The organism is Cyanobium sp. BA5m-21, assembly GCF_024346235.1.
GTDB lineage: Bacteria > Cyanobacteriota > Cyanobacteriia > PCC-6307 > Cyanobiaceae > Cyanobium_A > Cyanobium_A usitatum.
Genome location: NZ_JAGQCO010000043.1, coordinates 1 through 17,713, shown reverse-complemented (window position 1 = coordinate 17,713; position 17,713 = coordinate 1). Strand labels below are relative to the sequence as shown.

Below are 17,713 nucleotides of genomic sequence, written 5' to 3'. Positions count from 1 at the left end.
GTTTTTAACAAGCGAGCCTTTGTGCCTAGGGCTGGCAAGCTATTCGATCTACCTTTTTCCTATTTGGTCGCTCAGGTGCGCTGAGTAGCGCCGCCTTCAATCCACTCCAGCAGAATTGAATTCACCAGCTCAGGTGCTTCGTCGTGGGGGCAGTGTCCAAGCCCCGGCAGCACGCGTAGATCATGAATACATGAGTATTGCTCTGCCCAGCGGCGTGCCTCGGCTGGATCCTCCCAGGGATCAGCTTCCCCCCAGATCATGCGCACCGGCAGCGGCGGGGTGGCGGCGCTTAGATCGGCCAGCAGCTCGGGGGCTAGGTGGTCGTTAAACAGGTTGACGAAGCCGCGAAAACTTTCCGTGGCACCTGGATCGGTGCTGGGTCGGTGCAGCAGGGCTACCAGCTCGTCGTCGATGTGGGCACCACTCGGGTAGGCCCGCGCCAGCACGCTGCGAATGAAGGCCGGCTGAGCCAGTAGGCGAAACAGGGGTGCGATTACCCAGCGCTGCCGCACCAGCTGCTTCACCAGGGGGCGACTGGCCCGTTCCCAGCCCGGCAGCTGGGCCGCCCGCTTGTCGTCGAGGGTGCGCTGGGCGCAGTCGATCAAGATCACCTGAAAGGGTGGGAAACCCTCTGCCAGTAGCAGCCTGGCGGCGGTGAGGGCCACCATCGCGCCGATCGAGTTGCCCACCAGGTGCACGCGGGGCTGGGCTGGGCCGCTGCCAGGTTCGGCCAGAAGCAATTGCCTCACCGCGTCGGCTACCTGGCGGCCCCAGAGGTCGAAGCAGTACTGAACAGCGCCCTGCCTTGGCGGCTCTTGAGCTAATCGCGAAACAGGCTTATCGCTGGCGCCAAAGCCCAGCAGGTCGAGGGCGATCACCCGGGCATGGGGAGCGAGGGCCGGCAGGTTGTGGCGCCAATGGCCCACAGACGCCCCAAAGCCATGGATAAGCACAACCCGGTCGGTGCTGCTCGGCGAGCCCGCTGCAAGCAAGTGGATCCGATGTCCCTGCCAGTTCCAGTCGCTGGGGATCGGATCCGTATCAGTAAGTGCTTGGCTCAGACAGCAGCCTTCTGATTAGCCAGCAGGTCCTTGAGCTTGGCCAGTTCGCCGGCCCAGCGGGGATCGGGAGCTTCGCTATCGACGTTGTCGGCGTGCACAACCTTGTTGACGGCCTTGCGGGCAGCGGTGGGAGCCGCGCCGCCGGGGCGACGCTCGCCGGGGGCAGGGCTGCGGCTGTCCTTGCGCTCAGAGATTTCGATGCGCATGGCATTGCCACCGAAATCCTTGCCGTTGAGCTGCTCGATCACGGTTTCGGCAGTCTTTTGATCTTCGACATTTGCAAAGCCGAAGCCGCGGCAAGCGCCGGTGTCGCGGTCGTTGACGGCCTTGAAACGCACTCCTTCACCCACGGCACTGAACAGAGCCTCGAGCTCCTTGGCATCAAAGGTCTGCGGCAGGTTGCCGACGTAGAGGCGAATGCTCATGGGGAAGGGGGAAGAAAACTTTCTGCAGGCGAGGAGAAGCCTCTCGAAGCGCCTTTACATCAGAAAGTTAATCACGCCGCCGGTCCTCGCTTCCCTCCCGTGCGTGTTGCTGCCACCAGCTTTGTGCCGCCGCCAGCACTTCTGCGCGGGCATCAGCATGGGCCTCGGGCCCTGCAACCAGGCGCCCGAAAGCTCGCTCGAGGGTCAGGTGTGCGAGCAGGCGCCCCAGCAGGCGGCCTGGGGGAATCGCCAGCTCCTGCTGCAGGCTGAGGCCATCTAGGGGCGGCGCTGGATGGAACAGGGGGTCGCTTGGCAGGCGCCAGCGCTCCAGTAGGCCCGCCCCCGACTGGGGGAGCAGCAGTAGCAGGGCGGGCAGATCGGCCTCCAACGCGCTGCATAGGGCCAGGCGTCCAGCCTCCGGTAGCCCATCCCAGCCACCCACTGAGCCCAGCTCCTGGCGCCAGTGGCGCAGGGCCCGGCTGCGTTGCTGCAGCCTGCGGCTGCTGCGCAGGCCGGCCAGGGCTTCAGGTGTCAGCAGGGCAGTTAGGCGCGCAAGAGGCAGGGCCCAAGAGATTTCTTCGGCTTCCAGGCCCCGATCCTGGGCTTGATTCAGGCCCAGTGCGCTTAGGGCGGCGGCACCCGTCTCAGTTGTACCGCTGATAGTGGCATCGGCGCCCCAACTCCCTAGTAGGCCGCATTCCAGGGCCAGGGCCAGGCCCGTTTCTCCGTAGGCAGCGCAGGCCAATTTCTCCAGCTCCGCCAGCACCCGTTCGCCGGCTACCTGGGCGAGCTGGCTGGCATGGGATTCAATCCAGCGGCGGCTGGTGGGGTCTAGTTCAAAGTTCAGGCAGCAGGCCAGGCGGATGCCTCGCAGCAGGCGCAGGGGGTCGGCGAGCAGATTTGCTTCGCTCACCGCCACCAGCTGACGGCTGCCCAGGTGATTGAGACCGCCGGTGGGGTCCACCAGGGCTGCCGCGGCGGCGCCGGCGGCGGGCACGGGCAGGGCGATGGCGTTGATTGTGTAGTCGCGGCGCCTCAGGTCTGCTTCCAGGCTTGAACCTTCCTGGCGGGCCAGGTCGAGGCTCCAGCCCCCCAGCACCAGCCGGGCGATGCTGCGCTCCGCATCCAGCACCACGCAGGTGCCGCCATGGTCCCTGGCCAGCTGGCGGGCCAGGGCTAGGGCATCTCCAGGCACCACTACGTCCAGGTCCGGCTGGCGCTCCAGGCCCCCCAGCAGACCATCGCGCACGGCGCCGCCCACCAGGGCCGTGCCAGGTGGCAGGGCTTCTCGGGGAAGGGGCCAGGGCTCGGCCAGCAGGCGCTGCCACAGCTCTTCTGCCACCTCGCCAGTGGGGCGGTGAGCCGTCACAATGGGTCCCTGGCTCCGCCTGGGCAGCATGTGCATCTGCGTGGATTGCCACTGGGTCGACCGCTGTCAGGCTTACCACGCGGTGGAGCGTCAGCACGGTGCGCCCCACCTCTGCCTGGAGCCCGATCTCAGCCCGACCGAGCCACGCATTCACGTGCAGGTGCAGGATCTTCCCGCAGGTGGGGTGGGAGTGGAGTGGGACGTGCGCGCCTGCGGCAGTTTTCAGCGGGATGTGGGCCGCTGGCAGCGTCTCTGCCCAGGCGCAGCCCTGCCGCGATGAGGACAAGCTGATGGCTGCCGTTTTGGCCTTGCACAGCTCCAGTAAGGTGCTCGGTGTAGGAGTTCGCTGGCTTGACGGGCCAAGCGCTCTGGCGGGCCGCACTGTGGTGCGCGCCTTTCCTCTCGGCCGCGAGCTCTCCAACCAGCTGTTCAGCTGCATTGAACAACTATTGCCAGCTGAGCAGTGGCCCCAGCTCAGCCGCCTGGCGGTGGCCACTGGTCCAGGCGGGTTCACCGGCACCCGGCTCACGGTGGTGCTGGCCCGCACCTTGGCCCAGCAGTTGCAGTTGCCCCTCGACGGCGTGGGCAGCTTTTTGCTGGTGGCCCGGCGGCTGGGGATTGGCGAGCCAACCTGGTTGGTGCAGGAGCTGCCGCGCCGCGGCGTGGTGGCTGGGCTTTATGCCCCTGCTGGCCCAGATCGCGCCATCATCGAGTTGCAGGCGCCCCGGCTGTTTGCCCCAGATACGCCCTTGCCGCCGGGTCCCCAGCTGTCCGCCGCGGCCCTGCTGCCCAACGACGTTGAGCAATTGCTTGAGCTAAGCGTGCAGGCGGCAGATCAGGGCCTGGCAGCTCCCTGGCAGCCCGTGTTGCCCTCCTACCCCACTTCGCCGGTTGCGGGGCTCTGATGGTGTCCCAACCCGATCCGCTGCAGCGCCCTCCCCTTCGCCGTGTTCAGGGGCGCTCCCGCAAGCGGCGCTCTCGCCGGCCTCGCCCCAGCCCCTGGGGGCTGGTGGCGCTGCTGCTGGCTGGTGGTTTTCTTTGGCTGTCGCGCGGTTGGTGGTGGCCGGCGCCCCCGCCAGCCCAGATGATCCTGGTGCTGGGCGGCGATCTGGCGCGGGAGCGGGAGGCGGCGGCTTTGGCGGCCCGCCGGGGATTGCCGGTGGTGGTCAGTGGCGGCAGTAATCCTGAATATGCTCATTGGTTGTTTGAGCAACGCCAGGGCTTGCCATCCCACCAGGTGCAGCTCGACTACCGAGCTCGCGACACCCTTTCCAATTTCACCTCCCTGGTGGACGATCTGCGCCAAGCCCGCATCCGCCACGCCCTGCTAGTCACCAGCAGTGACCACATGGACCGGGCTCTGCTGGTGGGAAGGATCGTGGCCGGCAGCCGCGGCATCCACCTCACTCCGGTGCCGGTTTCCTGTGGTGATAAATGTCAGCCGGAGGGGCGGCGCAAGGTGTGGGGCGATGGACTCCGGGCTGCCTTGTGGGTGCTGAGTGGCAGAGACCTCAAGGACTGGGCGGCAGCTCGCCTGCCTGGCCAGCTGGGCCCAGCTGGCGGCCATTGATCAAACCCTGGTCGAGCAGAGCATTGATCTGGGCCTGACAGGCGGCCGTGGCGACGTCGAGGTCGGCTCTCCGCCGTGAGGCGGGTGGTGCAATTGGCGTGCCAATGCGGATGTGAATGGGCAGTAGCCGTGCCCCCGCTTGCCCAGGCCCCAGGGCCCGGTGGCTGTTGATGATCGCCACTGGCAGCAGGGGCACGCCGGCTCGGGCCGCCAGCAGGGCGGCGCCAGCCTGGGGATCATTCACCCGGCCATTGCTCTGGCGGGTGCCGTCGATGAATACGCCGGTGGCCCAACCCTCGAGCAGGCGGTTGGTGGCGGTGCGGATGGCCTCGCGGTCGCTGGCACCTCGGGACACCGGGTAGGCGCCGCAGGCCCGGATGATGGCGCCGAGTATCGGCACCCTGAACAGCTCTGCCTTGGCCATGAAGGCCACTGGCCGGCCAAGGGCGTGGCCCAGTAGGGGTGGGTCAAGGTGGGAGCCGTGGTTCGCCACCACCACCAAAGCCCCTTGCCTTGGCACGTTGCCATTGCCAGCGGTGCGGCCGCGAAACAACAAGCGGTAAATCGGAAACACCAGCAGACAGCTGATCAGCCGGTAGGTGAGGCTCGGCGGCGGTGTGCGGATCAGGGCCGGCGGCTGGCTTGATTGGCTCATAGGGCCAGGTCGGCGGCGCTGCTGATCTGGGCGGTTTGGATGCCCGGGCAGCTGCGTTTGATTAGGCCGCTGAGCACGGCTCCAGGTCCAATCTCCACAACGATATCGATGCCCAGAGCCCCGAACTGCGCCATGGTTTCACGCCAGCGCACGCCGGTGGTCATCTGACGCACAAGGCGGGCCTTGAGCGCGGCGGCGTTGGTTTCGGGGCTGGGATCGGTATTGCTGAGCACGGGGATCGCCGCATCGGCGAAGGCCACCGATTCCAGCTCGGTGGCAAAGGCGGTGGCTGCTGCCGCCATGAAGGGGGAGTGGAAGGCACCGCTAACGGCCAAGGGAATCGCCCGTTTGCACTTCAAGCTGCTGCTGACGGCTGCCACCGCCTCGGCGCTTCCGGAGAGCACCACCTGGGCGTCGCTGTTGTCGTTGGCAACAACCACCCCTTCGGTGGCTGCCACCAGGTCATCCAGTTCGCTCCGCTCGAAGCCCATCACCGCCGTCATGGCACCGCCGCCGGCAGCGGCCATCAAGGTGCTGCGGCTTTTCATCAGCTGCAGACCGGTGGCGACGTCGAACACCCCCGCCACATGCAAGGCGACCAGCTCGCCCAGGCTGTGGCCAGCTACTAGATGGGGCATCCGTCCCTGGGCCTGCAGGGCTTCTGCCAGCAGGCTTTCAATCACAAATAGGGCCGGTTGGGTGTTGCGGGTGTCGTTGAGATCGCTTAAGTCGCCGCCACCCCCCGTGCCTGAGCAGATCGCCAGCAGGTCCCGGCCCAGCAGGGCTGAGGCTTGCTCGAAACGCTCCCGGGCGCCAGGCAGCTGCAGCACCGGCTCTGCCATGCCCACTTTCTGCGAGCCCTGGCCAGGAAACACCCAGGCAATGCCCATGCCTTCACCCTCTAACTAAGTCGGCAGGAGATTAGGTCTCAGTCGGTGGGGCCCTGCCAGCGCAGGAGAGCCGCACCCCAGCTAAGGCCGGCGCCAAAGCCGCTGCTGGCCAGCAGATGGCCAGGCTGCACCCGGCCGTCCTTGACGGCTTCATCGAGCATTAATGGAATCGTGGCGGCCGAGGTGTTGCCGTAGAGGGCCAGGTTGCTCAGCACCTGGCTGTGGTCTATGGCGAAGCGGTCGGCAACGGCGTCGAGGATGCGCTGGTTGGCCTGGTGCAGCAGCAGCCAGTCGAGTTGCTCGGGGGCGGTGCCGGTGGCTTCCAGCAACTCGCTGAGGATTGCCGGCACCTCTCGCACCGCAAATTTGTAGACCTCTTGGCCGTTCATCTGGATCGGGGCAAAGCCGCCCCGCTGGGCCGTGAGCTCCCCGAGCAGGGGTGCGTGTTTATCCAGCTGGGCAAGAGTTAGGCAGCCGTTGCGGCTGCCGTCGGAGCGCATCCGGAAACCCAGTAGGCCGTTGTCTTTCGCTCCGCAAGCCTCCACTGCCACGGCGCCGGCACCATCGCCAAACAGCACGCAGGTGCTGCGGTCGTCCCAGTCGACCCAGCGACTGAGCTGATCGGCGCCGATCACCAGAGCCCGCTTCATGGCTCCGCTGCCCAAATACTGGCTGGCGGTGATCAAGGCAAACAGAAAGCCGCTGCAGGCGGCGGTGAGATCGAAGGCCACCGCGCGTCTGGCGCCTAAGGCCCCCTGCACCTGCGGCGCCGTGCCGAATAAATCGTCGGGGCTTGAGGTGGCCAGCAGGATCAGGTCGACATCGTCTGGGCTCCAGCCGGCATGGTCGAGGGCGGCCTGGGCGGCGCGGCTGGCTAGGCAGGTGAGGGATTCGCTGGGGCCTGCGATCCGGCGGGCGCCAATGCCAGTGCGGGTGCGGATCCACTCGTCATTGGTGTCAACCCTCTCGCTGAGTTGCTGATTGGTGATGCTGGCGGCTGGCACTGCGCTGCCGCATCCAACTAAGGCCATGCCCAGCAGGCCCGTTGCATTTAGTTCTGGTGTGTTGACTCCGCCGAGCGACACCGGGAAAGGTTCACAGTTGGCTCAGTCAATCACAGGCGACTGGCGCTTCGGGGCTGCCCGCTTCGCTGAGGGCGTGGAGGTTGGCCATCACACCGTGGCTGGCGGCGGAGTGGGCCAGGCGCAGGGCGCTGAGCACCGAGAGAGCCTTGCTGCTGCCATGGCCGATTACGCATACCCCATTAACCCCGAGCAGTAGGGCGCCGCCATGTTCGGCATGGTCGAGGCGTTTTTTAATGCGGCGCAGGTTGTTGATCAGGAAGGCCGAGCCCACCTTGCCGCGGCGGCCCCTGGGCAGTTCCTCTTTGATCACATCCAGCAGCACGCTGCCCACGGATTCCAGGAACTTCAACAGCACGTTGCCGGTGAAGCCGTCGCACACCACCACGTCGAACTGGCCCGAGAGGATGTCGCGCCCTTCGCAGTTGCCGGCGAAGGTGAAGCGCTCTTCTTCTGCCAGCAGGGAGTAGGTGCGCAGGCAGAGCTCGTTGCCCTTGCACTCCTCTTCGCCGATATTCACCAGGCCGATGCGGGGCTGGGCCACCTGCAACACATCACGGCTGTAGATGTGTCCAAGCAGCGCCCACTGGTGCAGGTAGGCGGGCTTGCAATCCATGTTGGCGCCCACATCGAGCACCAGTACCTGCTGTTCTGTGTCTTTGGTGGGGAATAGGGCGCCGATGGCTGGGCGATCGATGCTCTTGAGTCTGCCCAGCCGGAATATCGCCGCAGCCATCACGGCGCCGGAGTTGCCAGCGGAATAGACCGCCGTGGCCTCGCCCTGCTTCACCAGATCCATGGCCTTGTTGATGCTGGCGTCGCGCTTCTTGCGCACCACCGTGGCCTCTTCGTTCATGCCCACCGAGGGGCCGCTGGCCACAAGCTCGATCAGGCCGCGAGCCACGGCTTCGTTGAGTTCGTCCTGGAGGCCCATGGCGGTCACGGCGGCCTGTAGCAGGGCCGTTTCGGCCACGAAACGCACCCGCAGGGGCAACAATTCCACGGCCCGCAGGCAGCCCTCCAGAATTGGCCCAGGGGCGTGGTCCCCACCCATGCCATCCACCGCTACCCAGAGGCGGTCGGAGTCGTTGATCGGAGTGTCTTCGCCCGGTCCGCCCAGGCCCCGTTGCAGGCGGCGTAGGGGGTCGAACACCAGCGGCTGCAGCACCGTGTTGGCCATGTTGCCGGCCACGCTGGTGGCGGTGCCAGCCACATTGCCAGCAGTGTTGGCGGCGGAGCTGGCGGCAGAAGTGGCGCTATCCACCAGGCTGGTTACCGCCGCGTTGCGGCGATACCAGATCACCAGCCGGCGGATGGCCCGGCTGGGCTTGGCGCGCTTTTCAGGTCCCTTCGGAGGCAACGGCGTCAACGATGCGTTGGAACAAATAACCGGTGCCGCGAGCTGTGAGGATCAACTCGGGGTTGGCAGGATCATCCTCCAGTTTGGAGCGCAGACGGGAAATGTGGACATCCACCACCCGGGTATCCACGTGACGCTCCGGGGTGTAGCCCCACACATCCTTGAGAATTTCACCCCGGCTGAAGGGTTCGCCGCTGCGGCTCACCAGCAGCTCCAGCAGGCTGAACTCCATGCCGGTGAGGCGGATGCGCTCATCACCTCGATACACCTGACGCTTGTTGGTGTCGATGCGCAGTTCGCCCACCGTGATCACCCCGGAATTGGGAGAACCGGCGATGGACTCCTTCTCCACCCGGCGCAGCACGCAGCGGATGCGGGCTTCCAGCTCCTTGGGGCTGAAGGGTTTCACCACGTAGTCGTCGGCGCCGAGCTCGAGGCCGGTGATCCGATCTGCCACATCGCCTAGGGCGGTGAGCATGACGATCGGCACATCCGATTCCTTGCGGAGCTCCTGGCAGACGCCATAGCCGTCAAGCTTCGGCATCATCACGTCGAGTACCACCAGATCCGGCTGAGTGGTCTTGAACAATTCCAGGGCCTCGATGCCGTCGCAGGCTGTGATCACCTGATAACCGATCATCGATAGCCGGGTCTCCAGGATCCGCCGGATGCTGGCTTCGTCGTCGACGACAAGGATTATTTCCTTGCCGTGATTGTTCCCGAGGGTGGTGGTTGGGGCGGATGCCGTCATCACTGCAGCCGGGCTGCTACATCAGGTAGCCCCCACTGAAAAGGCGGGAGGGGGCGAAATTTATTCAATGCCACCTTTCTTCATACAGCCCTCTCTCCTCAGCCCTTAGTTCGTGGCCAAGCCCAGCACTTTTTTTGTTTGCACTAGCTGCGGAGCCCAGGCCCGCCAGTTTTTTGGCAAGTGCGCCAGCTGCGGTAGCTGGAACACCTTGGTGGAGCAAAAAGCTGCTCCGGCGGCCGACAGTCGGCGCCGGCGGCCGGTGGCCGAGGCTGCTGCCGCTGAAGCCGTTGTCGCCGGCCAGCCGCGACGCTCCGAGCCGATCCAAGCGGTGGGCGAGCGGGCCTTGCAGCGGCTTAGCAGCGGCTACGGCGAATTCGATCGGGTGCTGGGCGGTGGCCTGGTGCCCGGCTCCCTGGTGCTGGTGGGCGGCGACCCGGGAATTGGTAAGAGCACCCTGCTGCTGCAGAGCGCCCGCGCTATGGCGGGTCGGGCGTCGGTGCTCTACGTGAGTGCAGAGGAGTCGGCCCAGCAGGTGAAGCTGCGCTGGCGTCGCCTGGCCGAGGCGTCTCCTGCTCAACCAGAAGCTGGTCAACCAGAAGCTGGCGAATCCAAAGCTGGGGCTGATTTTCAGCTGCTCGCTGAAACCGATCTGGAGCTGGTGCTGCAGGAGCTGGAGGCGTTGCGGCCAGCGGTGGCGATCATTGACTCCATTCAGGCCCTCCATGACGCCGAACTGGGCAGCGCCCCTGGTTCGGTGTCCCAGGTGCGGGAATGTGCCGCCGCCCTGGCCCGCATCGCCAAGCGCCAGGACACCGCCCTGCTGCTGGTGGGCCACGTGACCAAGGAGGGCGCCCTGGCGGGCCCGAAGGTGCTCGAGCATCTGGTTGATGCGGTGCTGACCTTTGAGGGCGACCGCTTTGCGAGCCACCGGCTGCTGCGGGCGGTGAAAAACCGCTTCGGCGCCACCCATGAGCTGGGCGTTTTCGAGATGCGTGATCGGGGCCTGGCCGAGGTGACCAACCCCAGCGAGCTATTTCTCGGCGGCGATGAACCCAGCGCCGGCACCGCCACGATCGTGGCCTGCGAGGGCACCAGACCCCTGGTAGTGGAAATGCAGGCTTTGGTGAGCACCACCAGTTACGCCAGCCCGCGCCGCAGCGCCACCGGCATCGCCGTTAATCGCTTGCACCAGATCTTGGCCGTGCTCGAAAAGCACCTGGGCCTGCCCCTTTCGCGCTTTGACTGCTACCTGGCGGTGGCCGGTGGGCTGGAGGTGGAGGAGCCCGCGGCGGATCTCGGCGTGGCCGCGGCGGTGGTGGCTAGCTACCGCGATCTCACCCTGCCGCCCGGCACGGTGCTGGTGGGGGAGCTGGGTCTGGGCGGCCAGCTGCGGCCCGTGGGGCAGCTGGAGCTGCGGCTGCAGGAGGCGGCGCGGCTGGGCTTCACCAGGGCGGTGGTGCCGAGGGGCACGGGCCTGGCCAAGGCGGCCGCTGGGTTTGGTCTGCAGCTACTTGAAGCCGGTGGCGTGGCTGAGGCGCTGGTAGCCGCCCTGGGGGTGAATCCGGCCGACGACCGGGGTTAATCCGGTTCAGAAATACACGTCGACGCTGCCACGGCCACTGGTTTTGAGCCAGTTCTGGGCTTCGATGTAGTTGTTTGGTGCCAGCCGGATCGCCTTGCCCCAGAAGTCGGCTGCCTGATCGAAACAGCGATCAGCTTCATCGGCATCGCCGCTCTCTTCGGCGATTGAGCCCAGGTGGTGGTGAATCACCGCAATGTTGTTGAGGGCCTGGGGCATCTTGCTGTTGAGATCCAGGGCCTGGCCATATAAGTCAAGCGCTTTGGCGTGGTCACCGTTTGAGGCAAACACCAACCCCATGTTGTAGAGGATGAAAGCCTTGTCGTTGGGGTCGTCCTCGAGGGTTAGCGCCTCCTCGTAGTTCTCAAGGGCTTCTGCGTATTCGCCGTCGGCCTGGGCGCTCATGCCGTCGCGGTAGTAGGCGAAGGCCTCCTTGGCGCGACGGTTGGTGGGCAGCACCTTGAGGATCAAGTCGGCCATCACCGTGAAGCTCTTATCGATGAAGTTGTCGTTGCGCTGACTGCGGGGCACGGGCTCGGGCTGCGGACTTCGTGGGCCCATCCTGGCGGATGTCCCTAGCCTGAGCCGACTCCTTTACCTGCTTGGCCTTGCACTCGCTCCAGGAGCCGCCTCTGCTGGAGCCCCTCCTGCTGGAGATCGAGGGGATGAAGTGCGGTGGCTGCGTGCGGGCCGTGGAGCAGCGCCTGCTGGATCAGCCCGGGGTGCGCCAGGCCAGCGTCAACCTCTTAACCCGCACTGCCTGGGTCGATCTCGCCTCTGCGGAAGCGGATCAAGGGAACCTGGTTGAGGCCTTGGCAGAGCTGGGTTTCCAGGCGCGACTGCGCTCCACTGAAATCGAGTTTTCGAGTCGTCGGGAGCGCTTGCGGGCGCGCAGCTGGTGGCAGCAGTGGCGCCAGCTGGTGGTGGCCCTGCTACTGCTGCTGGTGTCCGTGCTCGGCCATCTGCCAGGGGCGGGGCTAGGTGACCTCTGGATTCACGCCTTGGTCGCCACTGCAGCTTTGGCAGGGCCCGGGCGGCCAATTTTGGTGCGGGGAATCCAGGGAGCTCTGGCCGGCTTGCCCAGCATGGACACCCTGGTGGGGCTGGGGGTATTCAGTGCGTATGGGGCCAGCTTGGTGGCCTTCCTTTGGCCCCAAACCGGCTGGCCTTGCTTTTTCAATGAGCCGGTGATGCTGCTTGGCTTTGTGCTGCTGGGCCGCTTTTTGGAGGAACGGGCCCGCTTTCGCACCGGCCGTGCCCTCGAGCAGCTCGCTGAGCTCCAACCTGACACCGCCCTGCTGCTGCTTGGCGATGGGCCGTCACGTCCTGTGCGGGTTGGCGGCCTGCGCCCCGGTGACCGCGTCAGGTTGCTGCCCGGAGACCGGGTGCCAGTTGATGGCGTGGTGCTGGAGGGCTGCTCGGCGGTGGATGTTTCAGGCCTTACCGGCGAACCGCTTCCGCTGCAGGCCGCTGCCGGCAGCGAGCTCGCTGCCGGCAGCCTCAATTTGGAAGCGCCCTTGGTGCTGGAGGTGAGTCGCCGTGGGGCCGACAGCGCCATTGCCCGGATCATCCATTTGGTGGAGCGGGCCCAGGCGCGCAAGGCGCCAATTCAGGCCCTCGTGGACCGGATCGCCGGGCGTTTCACCCTGGTGGTGCTGGCTTTAGCGGTGGCGACGCTGCTTTTTTGGTGGTTGCTAGGCACCGAGATCTGGCCCCAGGTGCTCAACTCCCCCCATGCGGCCGGTCATGCCGGGGGCCACGCCGGCCATGGGGTGCTCGGCACCAGCGCCGAAACCCCCTTTGCATTGGCCCTGCAATTAGCAATTGCGGTGTTGGTGGTGGCCTGCCCCTGCGCCCTGGGCCTAGCTACCCCCACCGCCATCACGGTGGGCACCGGTAGGGCGGCCCGGGAGGGTTTGCTGTTTCGCGGTGGTGATGCGATTGAAACCGCTGCCCGGCTCCAGGCTGTGCTGTTCGATAAAACCGGCACCCTCACCCTGGGGCGTGCCTTGGTGGCGGCGGTGGAGCCCCTCGCTGATCTTGATGCCGATCGGCTGGTGCAACTGGCTGCCAGTCTTGAAGCGGGCAGTCGCCATCCCCTGGGCCAGGCCTTGCTGCAGGAAGCCCAACGCCGTGATCTGGCGCTGTTTGAGCTGGGTGATTCCCACACCACAGCCGGTGAAGGCGTGGCGGGCTTGGTTGAGGGCAGGAGGTTGCGGGTTGGACGGCTGGCCTGGGTGGAGCCGGCGCCCTCAGCCCAATTGCTTGCCCGCCAGGCTCTGCTCGAGTGTCAAGGGGCCAGTGTTCTGGCTTTGGCCGACGACCAGCTGGGCCTGCTCGGATTAGTAGCAATCAATGATCAGCCCCGCCCGGACGCGGCGGCGGTGCTGGCAGCCTTGCGGGGCATGGATCTGGAGCTTGGCCTGCTTAGTGGTGATCGGCGTGAGCCGGTGCAGCAGCTGGGCCGCAGGCTTGGTCTGGCTGAGGCCGAGCTGGCCTGGGAACTGCGGCCCGAGCAGAAGCTGGAGCGCATCCTGAAGCATCCGGCCTACGGCGCCCTGGCGATGGTGGGTGATGGCATTAACGACGCCCCAGCCCTGGCTGCGGCAGACCTTGGTATCGCCGTTGGCACGGGCACCCAGATCGCCCAGGACAGCGCCGATTTGGTGGTGATGGGCGAGCAGCTCGACGGCATTGTGCGGGCCCTGCTGCTGGCCCGCCGCACCATGGCCAAGGTGCGCCAAAACCTTGCTTGGGCCTTTGGTTACAACCTGATCGTGCTGCCCTTGGCGGCCGGCGTGTTGCTGCCCGGCTTTGGGCTATTGCTCACCCCGCCGCTGGCTGCCCTGCTGATGGCTCTTAGCTCGATCACGGTGGTGGCAAATGCCCTGTTGTTGCAGGATGGGAGGGACTATGACAGCTGATTTCCAGGTGTCAGAGTCGGCAGTGGCTCCCCAAGGCAGGTTCGTGGTGCTTGAGGGCATCGATGGCTGTGGCAAGAGCACCCAGATCGAGGCTCTACGCCGCTGGTTGCCCACCAGTGGCTTGCTGGCCCCCGGGGCCGAGCTGCTGGTGACCCGGGAGCCGGGTGGCACTGCCCTGGGGGCCGCCCTGCGTCAGCTGCTTCTGCACCCCCCAGGTGAGGCGGCGCCGGAGCCAATGGCCGAGCTGCTGCTCTACGCCGCCGATCGGGCCCAGCATGTGGAGCAATGCATTCGGCCGGCTCTGGCGGCCGGCCATTGGGTGCTGAGCGATCGCTACAGCGGCTCTACGGCGGCCTATCAGGGCTATGGCCGCGGCCTCGACCTGGCCCGTATCGCCCAGCTGGAGGAGCTTGCTACGGGAGGCCTGGCCCCCGATCTCACTCTTTGGCTGGAGTTGCCCCTGGCCGAATCCCTGCGCCGCCGCGGTGAGCGCACTGCCGACCGCATCGAGGCCAGCGGTGAGGCTTTTCTGCAGCGGGTTATCGAGGGTTTTGCGGCCCTGGCCGCAGGGCGGGGCTGGCGGCGGGTTGATGCCACCGGGGCACCGGAGCAGGTGGCGGCAGCCTGCTGCGGCTTTCTGGCCGAGCTTGCGGCTGGTTCGCCCCCATGACGGCCCTGTTTAAGGACCTGCTTGGTCAGACCAGGGCCGTAGCCCTGCTCGAGGCCTCCTTGGTTAAGGGGCGGCTGGCGCCGGCCTATCTGTTTGCCGGCCCAGATGGCGTCGGGCGGCGGTTGGCGGCGTTGCGCTTTTTGGAGGGTGTGCTGGCAGGGCTTCAGGGCGATGCCGGTATCCGCCGGCGTCTGCAGGAGGGAAACCACCCGGATCTGCTCTGGGTCGAGCCCACCTATCAGGACAAAGGCCAGTTGGTGCCGGCTTCCAAGGCCGAGGAGCTGGGTTTGGCGCGGCGGGCTGCACCCCAGCTGCGGCTTGAGCAGATTCGCGACGTTTCGCGCTTTTTATCCCGCCGGGCCGTGGAAGCCAGGGGTTGTGTGGTGGTGCTGGAGGACGCCGAGGCGATGGCGGAGGGGGCAGCCAATGCCTTGCTCAAAACCCTGGAGGAGCCCGGCGAGGGCCTGTTGATCCTGATCGCGGCGAAGCCAGAGCAGCTGCTCACCACGATTCGCTCCCGCTGCCAGCAGATCCCCTTCACCCGGCTCAGCTCCGAGCAGCTGGCGGTCGTGCTGGAGCGCTGCGGTGAGCCCGCCCCAACGGCCGATTCAGCTGAACTGCTGGAGTTGGCTGCGGGTTCGCCGGGAGGCCTGCTGCGTTGCCGCCAGGCCTGGGCAGCCCTGCCTGAGGGGCTGGCGGCAAGGTTGCTGGATTTGGCAGCAGCTGCGGAGCCCCTCCAGGCCCTGGCTCTGGCAAGGGATCTGGCCGAGGCCCTTGATGCTGAACAACAGCTATGGCTGCTTGGCTGGTGGCAGCTGGCGTTATGGAGGCGGCAGGCCCCGGTGGCCCAGCTCCAGCGTCTGGAACTCCTGCGCAGCCAGCTGCGCGCCTACGTGCAGCCGCGGCTGGCCTGGGAAGTGGCCCTGCTGGAGTTGGCCGGGATCTGATCAGCTGGCCTGGGCTTGGCGTTCGCTGGGTAGCTCCAGGCAGTAGCCGGCGCCGTACACCGTTTTGATGAAGCGGGGTTTACGGGGATCGGGCTCGAGCTTGGTGCGTAGGTGGCGCACGTGCACCCTGATGGTCTCGATGTCGTCGTCAGGTTCGTAGCCCCACACCTCCTTGAGGATCAGGGAAGGGGCCACGGTTTGGCCGTGGCGCTGCAGCAGGCAGTGCAGCAGTTCGAATTCCAGGTGGGTGAGGCGCACCGGCTCGTCAAACCAGATGGCTTCAAAGCGCTCCGGTACCAAGGTGATGCAGCCGTAGCTGAGGATTTCGTTGTGCTTGGTGGATAGGGGGGCATGGTCGCTGCGGCGCAGCAGCGCCTTAACCCGCACCATCAGCTCCTCGAGATCGAAGGGCTTGGGGAGATAGTCGTCGGCGCCGGAATTGAAACCGCTCACCTTGTCTTTGATGCTGCCGAGGGCCGTGAGCATCAGGATCGGGATCTTGGCAGTCCGCTCATCGCGCCGTAGCCGCTGGCAGAGGGTGAGGCCGTCCACCTTGGGCAACATCAGATCCAGCAGGATCAGATCAGGGCTGTATTGAAGAGCAAGGGCCTGGCCCTTGATGCCGTCTTCGGCGCGCTGTACGTCGAAGCCGCCATGCTCCAGGTGGCCTGCCACCAGCTCGCGCATGTCGCTGTCGTCTTCGATCAGCAGGATGCAGGGCTTCATGGAATGAGGTGGCGGAGCAATCGCTACCGCCGGAGCGAACTTCAGCGCATTTTCTCCGTTTTTGCCCGGATGGGTGAGCTCCGGCCGCTGATTGAAGGTTTGCTGAAATGATTCTTTTGGGCTGATCGCGCCCGTTCGCCTGACTCAGGCCAGTGGGGGCAAGCCCTGCCGCTGTCATCTTTGGCCGGATCTTCAGGATTTCTTCCTGGTTTTTTGTTGCGGCGCGGGCAATAAAAAACCGCAACCCAAGGGCTGCGGTTTGGTGAATAAGCTCCCCGGGCGGGATTCGAACCTGCGACCAATCGATTAACAGTCGATCGCTCTACCGCTGAGCTACCGAGGAATAAGCCGGATCAAACCGGTTCGAAGACCTTACCCTTCGGCCCTGCCGCCCTGCAAGGGGGCCAAGCGCTGGGCTAGCTGCTGTCCGTTCTGCCAGCTCCCCACGGAGCCGTGCTCCATCAAGGCGGCGCCATCGCAGTGCTGCAGCTCCTCAAGCCGGTGGGTGATCCAAAGGGCAGTGAGTGGGGCTGCGGGCAGGTGGGTGAGCTGCCAGAGCAACTGCAAAACCCCGTTTTGGCTGTCGGGGTCTAACAGGGCGGTTGGTTCATCCAGCAGCACTAGATCGGCGTCGCTGGCAAGGGCGCCGGCTATGGCCAAGCGCTGCTTCTGGCCGCCGCTGAGGGTGTGGATCGGCCGCTCCTCAAAACCGCCTAACCCCACTTGGGCAAGGGATTCGGCCACTCGCGAGCGCCGATCATCGTCGCTTAAATCTGCTGGCAGGCCTAGTTGCAGGTCGCTGGCGCAGCTGGGCAGCAGCAGCTGATGGTCTGGGTTTTGAAAAACGAGTGCGGCCTTGCCGGCAGCTTGAATGCGGCCGCTGCGGGGTTCCAGCAGGCCGGCGATCAACCGCAGCAAAGTGCTCTTGCCGCTGCCATTGGTGCCCACCAGCATCCATAGCCCTGGCCTCGGGATCTGCAGGTTGCAGTGACTCAGGGCCGGACGGCCATTGGGCCAGGTGAAGCTCAGGCGCTCAACGGTGAGAGGAGGGGTCATGACCGGGTGGCTCCAGCGCGATGCCGCGGCAGCTCAGCTGTCGAAGCTGAAACCGGGGCGCTTGCCGCCACTACCCGTGGCTGATTTCTCGTACAGCTGCACCGCAACCACTTCACTGCAAAGCAAGGTGATCCGCTTTTCCTCCTCCTTCTCGCAAGTGAGTTCCAGCAGTCGGGGGCCATCGCCTTCGAGGACCTGCCGCACCTGGTTGTAGAGGACCTGGGCATCGTTCAACTCCTTGCGCTGAACGGCAACAGGCATGGGGCTGAGCTTGAGGGAGAGCTCTATTACGTACATGGAAGGGGGTTGGGCTGGCCCCACTGTGGCGAATCCCGTCCCCCATAGTGCAAGAAGCGACTTGGGCAAAACGCAACTGGCGGCCCCTAGGTAAATCTGCTCAGCGTTGCGGTGGGTTTGCGCAGCTGACGGTTGTGACCCGTAGTATTCCGATGTAACGCTTCATGAAGCCGCTCTCATGACGATCGCCTTAGGCCGCGCGCCGCAGCGGGGATGGTTCGACATCCTCGATGACTGGCTCAAGCGCGACCGCTTCGTATTTGTGGGGTGGTCTGGTCTGCTCCTGTTCCCCACGGCCTATCTGGCCCTGGGTGGCTGGCTCACCGGCACCACCTTTGTCACTTCCTGGTA

The 17,713-nt window shown here is 65.7% G+C and carries 19 protein-coding genes, 1 tRNA gene and 1 pseudogene; 8 read left to right on the top strand and 13 right to left on the bottom strand.

Features of this window, described 5'->3' with window-relative positions; genetic code table 11:
- Positions 1-71 precede the first annotated feature (71 nt).
- The 3 genes from KBY72_RS11570 to KBY72_RS11560 all read right to left on the bottom strand — a co-directional run bounded on the left by KBY72_RS11570 (position 72) and on the right by KBY72_RS11560 (position 2,855).
- Entirely contained in the window at positions 72-992 is a 921-nt protein-coding gene (locus tag KBY72_RS11570; protein ID WP_254993643.1) for an alpha/beta fold hydrolase, read from the bottom strand.
- A gap of 65 nt (positions 993-1,057) precedes the next feature.
- Complete coding sequence (locus tag KBY72_RS11565; protein ID WP_106632655.1) at positions 1,058-1,486, bottom strand: RNA recognition motif domain-containing protein; 429 nt, start codon at positions 1,484-1,486, stop codon at positions 1,058-1,060.
- Positions 1,487-1,553: 67 nt separating this feature from the next.
- Positions 1,554-2,855: a CCA tRNA nucleotidyltransferase gene (locus KBY72_RS11560; RefSeq protein ID WP_254993642.1), complete on the bottom strand. Its 1,302-nt coding sequence runs from the start codon at positions 2,853-2,855 to the stop codon at positions 1,554-1,556.
- Between the two features lie 28 nt (positions 2,856-2,883).
- Between KBY72_RS11560 and KBY72_RS11555 the strand changes: the two genes are divergently transcribed.
- Genes KBY72_RS11555 through KBY72_RS11545 form a run of 3 tightly spaced genes read left to right on the top strand, consistent with a single transcriptional unit; the run spans position 2,884 to position 4,425 of the window.
- Entirely contained in the window at positions 2,884-3,135 is a 252-nt protein-coding gene (locus tag KBY72_RS11555; RefSeq protein WP_254935639.1) for a Ycf34 family protein, read from the top strand.
- Positions 3,136-3,145: 10 nt separating this feature from the next.
- Positions 3,146-3,760 carry a tRNA (adenosine(37)-N6)-threonylcarbamoyltransferase complex dimerization subunit type 1 TsaB gene (tsaB, locus tag KBY72_RS11550; RefSeq protein ID WP_254960803.1) on the top strand — a complete coding sequence of 205 codons (615 nt, stop codon included), beginning with the start codon at positions 3,146-3,148 and terminating at the stop codon, positions 3,758-3,760.
- Entirely contained in the window at positions 3,760-4,425 is a 666-nt protein-coding gene (locus tag KBY72_RS11545) for a YdcF family protein (protein ID WP_254960804.1), read from the top strand. Before tsaB ends, KBY72_RS11545 begins: the two co-directional genes overlap by 1 nt.
- Here the strand turns inward: KBY72_RS11545 and KBY72_RS11540 are convergent.
- The 5 genes from KBY72_RS11540 to rpaB all read right to left on the bottom strand — a co-directional run bounded on the left by KBY72_RS11540 (position 4,367) and on the right by rpaB (position 9,163).
- Positions 4,367-5,080 (bottom strand): lysophospholipid acyltransferase family protein, encoded by a 714-nt coding sequence (locus tag KBY72_RS11540; protein WP_254960806.1) that lies wholly within the window; start codon positions 5,078-5,080, stop codon positions 4,367-4,369. The two genes, KBY72_RS11545 and KBY72_RS11540, sit on opposite strands and share 59 nt — an antisense overlap.
- Positions 5,077-5,970, bottom strand: a complete 894-nt coding sequence (gene fabD, locus KBY72_RS11535) for an ACP S-malonyltransferase (protein WP_254960807.1) — start codon at positions 5,968-5,970, stop codon at positions 5,077-5,079. Before fabD ends, KBY72_RS11540 begins: the two co-directional genes overlap by 4 nt.
- A 38-nt stretch (positions 5,971-6,008) precedes the next feature.
- The gene (locus KBY72_RS11530; protein WP_254960853.1) at positions 6,009-7,001 is read right to left on the bottom strand and encodes a beta-ketoacyl-ACP synthase III; all 993 of its coding nucleotides are present in this window, start codon (positions 6,999-7,001) and stop codon (positions 6,009-6,011) included.
- A gap of 79 nt (positions 7,002-7,080) precedes the next feature.
- On the bottom strand, positions 7,081-8,412 hold the full coding sequence (gene plsX, locus KBY72_RS11525) for a phosphate acyltransferase PlsX (protein WP_254960809.1): 1,332 nt from the start codon (positions 8,410-8,412) through the stop codon (positions 7,081-7,083).
- On the bottom strand, positions 8,393-9,163 hold the full coding sequence (gene rpaB / locus KBY72_RS11520) for a response regulator transcription factor RpaB (protein ID WP_254941379.1): 771 nt from the start codon (positions 9,161-9,163) through the stop codon (positions 8,393-8,395). The genes plsX and rpaB overlap by 20 nt, the downstream gene beginning before the upstream one ends.
- Before the next feature lie 112 nt (positions 9,164-9,275).
- Here rpaB and radA point away from each other — a divergent pair, with 112 nt between their 5' ends.
- A complete protein-coding gene (gene radA, locus KBY72_RS11515; protein ID WP_254960810.1) occupies positions 9,276-10,745 on the top strand; it encodes a DNA repair protein RadA in 1,470 nt (489 codons plus the stop codon).
- Between the two features lie 6 nt (positions 10,746-10,751).
- Here radA and KBY72_RS11510 read toward each other — a convergent pair whose 3' ends face one another.
- On the bottom strand, positions 10,752-11,273 hold the full coding sequence (locus KBY72_RS11510; protein ID WP_254960815.1) for a photosystem I assembly protein Ycf3: 522 nt from the start codon (positions 11,271-11,273) through the stop codon (positions 10,752-10,754).
- A 77-nt stretch (positions 11,274-11,350) separates the two neighbouring features.
- Here KBY72_RS11510 and KBY72_RS11505 point away from each other — a divergent pair, with 77 nt between their 5' ends.
- From KBY72_RS11505 to KBY72_RS11495, 3 genes are read left to right on the top strand one after another with little or no spacing between them, the layout of a single operon-like run.
- A complete protein-coding gene (locus KBY72_RS11505; protein ID WP_409995496.1) occupies positions 11,351-13,666 on the top strand; it encodes a heavy metal translocating P-type ATPase in 2,316 nt (771 codons plus the stop codon).
- A complete protein-coding gene (gene tmk, locus KBY72_RS11500; RefSeq protein WP_254960817.1) occupies positions 13,656-14,336 on the top strand; it encodes a dTMP kinase in 681 nt (226 codons plus the stop codon). The genes KBY72_RS11505 and tmk overlap by 11 nt, the downstream gene beginning before the upstream one ends.
- Positions 14,333-15,283 carry a DNA polymerase III subunit delta' gene (locus KBY72_RS11495; RefSeq protein WP_254960818.1) on the top strand — a complete coding sequence of 317 codons (951 nt, stop codon included), beginning with the start codon at positions 14,333-14,335 and terminating at the stop codon, positions 15,281-15,283. The genes tmk and KBY72_RS11495 overlap by 4 nt, the downstream gene beginning before the upstream one ends.
- Here KBY72_RS11495 and KBY72_RS11490 read toward each other — a convergent pair whose 3' ends face one another.
- From KBY72_RS11490 to KBY72_RS11475, 4 genes are all read right to left on the bottom strand, one after another.
- Positions 15,284-16,009, bottom strand: a complete 726-nt coding sequence (locus KBY72_RS11490; RefSeq protein WP_254935582.1) for a response regulator transcription factor — start codon at positions 16,007-16,009, stop codon at positions 15,284-15,286.
- Positions 16,010-16,280: 271 nt separating this feature from the next.
- Positions 16,281-16,352: transfer RNA gene (locus KBY72_RS11485), tRNA-Asn, on the bottom strand.
- A gap of 29 nt (positions 16,353-16,381) precedes the next feature.
- Entirely contained in the window at positions 16,382-17,065 is a 684-nt protein-coding gene (locus KBY72_RS11480) for an ABC transporter ATP-binding protein (RefSeq protein WP_254960819.1), read from the bottom strand.
- A 33-nt stretch (positions 17,066-17,098) separates the two neighbouring features.
- Positions 17,099-17,362, bottom strand: coding sequence for a hypothetical protein (locus tag KBY72_RS11475; RefSeq protein ID WP_254960821.1), 264 nt, complete (start codon positions 17,360-17,362; stop codon positions 17,099-17,101).
- A gap of 178 nt (positions 17,363-17,540) precedes the next feature.
- On the opposite strand from KBY72_RS11475, the pseudogene KBY72_RS11470 reads away from it, so the two are divergent.
- Positions 17,541-17,713: pseudogene (locus tag KBY72_RS11470) on the top strand (photosystem II D2 protein (photosystem q(a) protein)); the annotation flags it as partial.

Bases quoted from the DNA above. Each gene is read 5' to 3' on its own strand.
- KBY72_RS11495 (WP_254960818.1), top strand. From the start codon at position 14,333: ATGACGGCCCTGTTTAAGGACCTGCTTGGTCAGACCAGGGCCGTAGCC.
- tsaB (WP_254960803.1), top strand. From the start codon at position 3,146: ATGGCTGCCGTTTTGGCCTTGCACAGCTCCAGTAAGGTGCTCGGTGTA.
- KBY72_RS11565 (WP_106632655.1), bottom strand. From the start codon at position 1,486: ATGAGCATTCGCCTCTACGTCGGCAACCTGCCGCAGACCTTTGATGCC.
- fabD (WP_254960807.1), bottom strand. From the start codon at position 5,970: ATGGGCATTGCCTGGGTGTTTCCTGGCCAGGGCTCGCAGAAAGTGGGC.
- KBY72_RS11545 (WP_254960804.1), top strand. From the start codon at position 3,760: ATGGTGTCCCAACCCGATCCGCTGCAGCGCCCTCCCCTTCGCCGTGTT.
- KBY72_RS11490 (WP_254935582.1), bottom strand. From the start codon at position 16,009: ATGAAGCCCTGCATCCTGCTGATCGAAGACGACAGCGACATGCGCGAG.
- KBY72_RS11555 (WP_254935639.1), top strand. From the start codon at position 2,884: ATGTGCATCTGCGTGGATTGCCACTGGGTCGACCGCTGTCAGGCTTAC.
- tmk (WP_254960817.1), top strand. From the start codon at position 13,656: ATGACAGCTGATTTCCAGGTGTCAGAGTCGGCAGTGGCTCCCCAAGGC.
- KBY72_RS11530 (WP_254960853.1), bottom strand. From the start codon at position 7,001: ATGGCCTTAGTTGGATGCGGCAGCGCAGTGCCAGCCGCCAGCATCACC.
- rpaB (WP_254941379.1), bottom strand. From the start codon at position 9,163: ATGACGGCATCCGCCCCAACCACCACCCTCGGGAACAATCACGGCAAG.
- KBY72_RS11475 (WP_254960821.1), bottom strand. From the start codon at position 17,362: ATGTACGTAATAGAGCTCTCCCTCAAGCTCAGCCCCATGCCTGTTGCC.
- KBY72_RS11540 (WP_254960806.1), bottom strand. From the start codon at position 5,080: ATGAGCCAATCAAGCCAGCCGCCGGCCCTGATCCGCACACCGCCGCCG.
- KBY72_RS11480 (WP_254960819.1), bottom strand. From the start codon at position 17,065: ATGACCCCTCCTCTCACCGTTGAGCGCCTGAGCTTCACCTGGCCCAAT.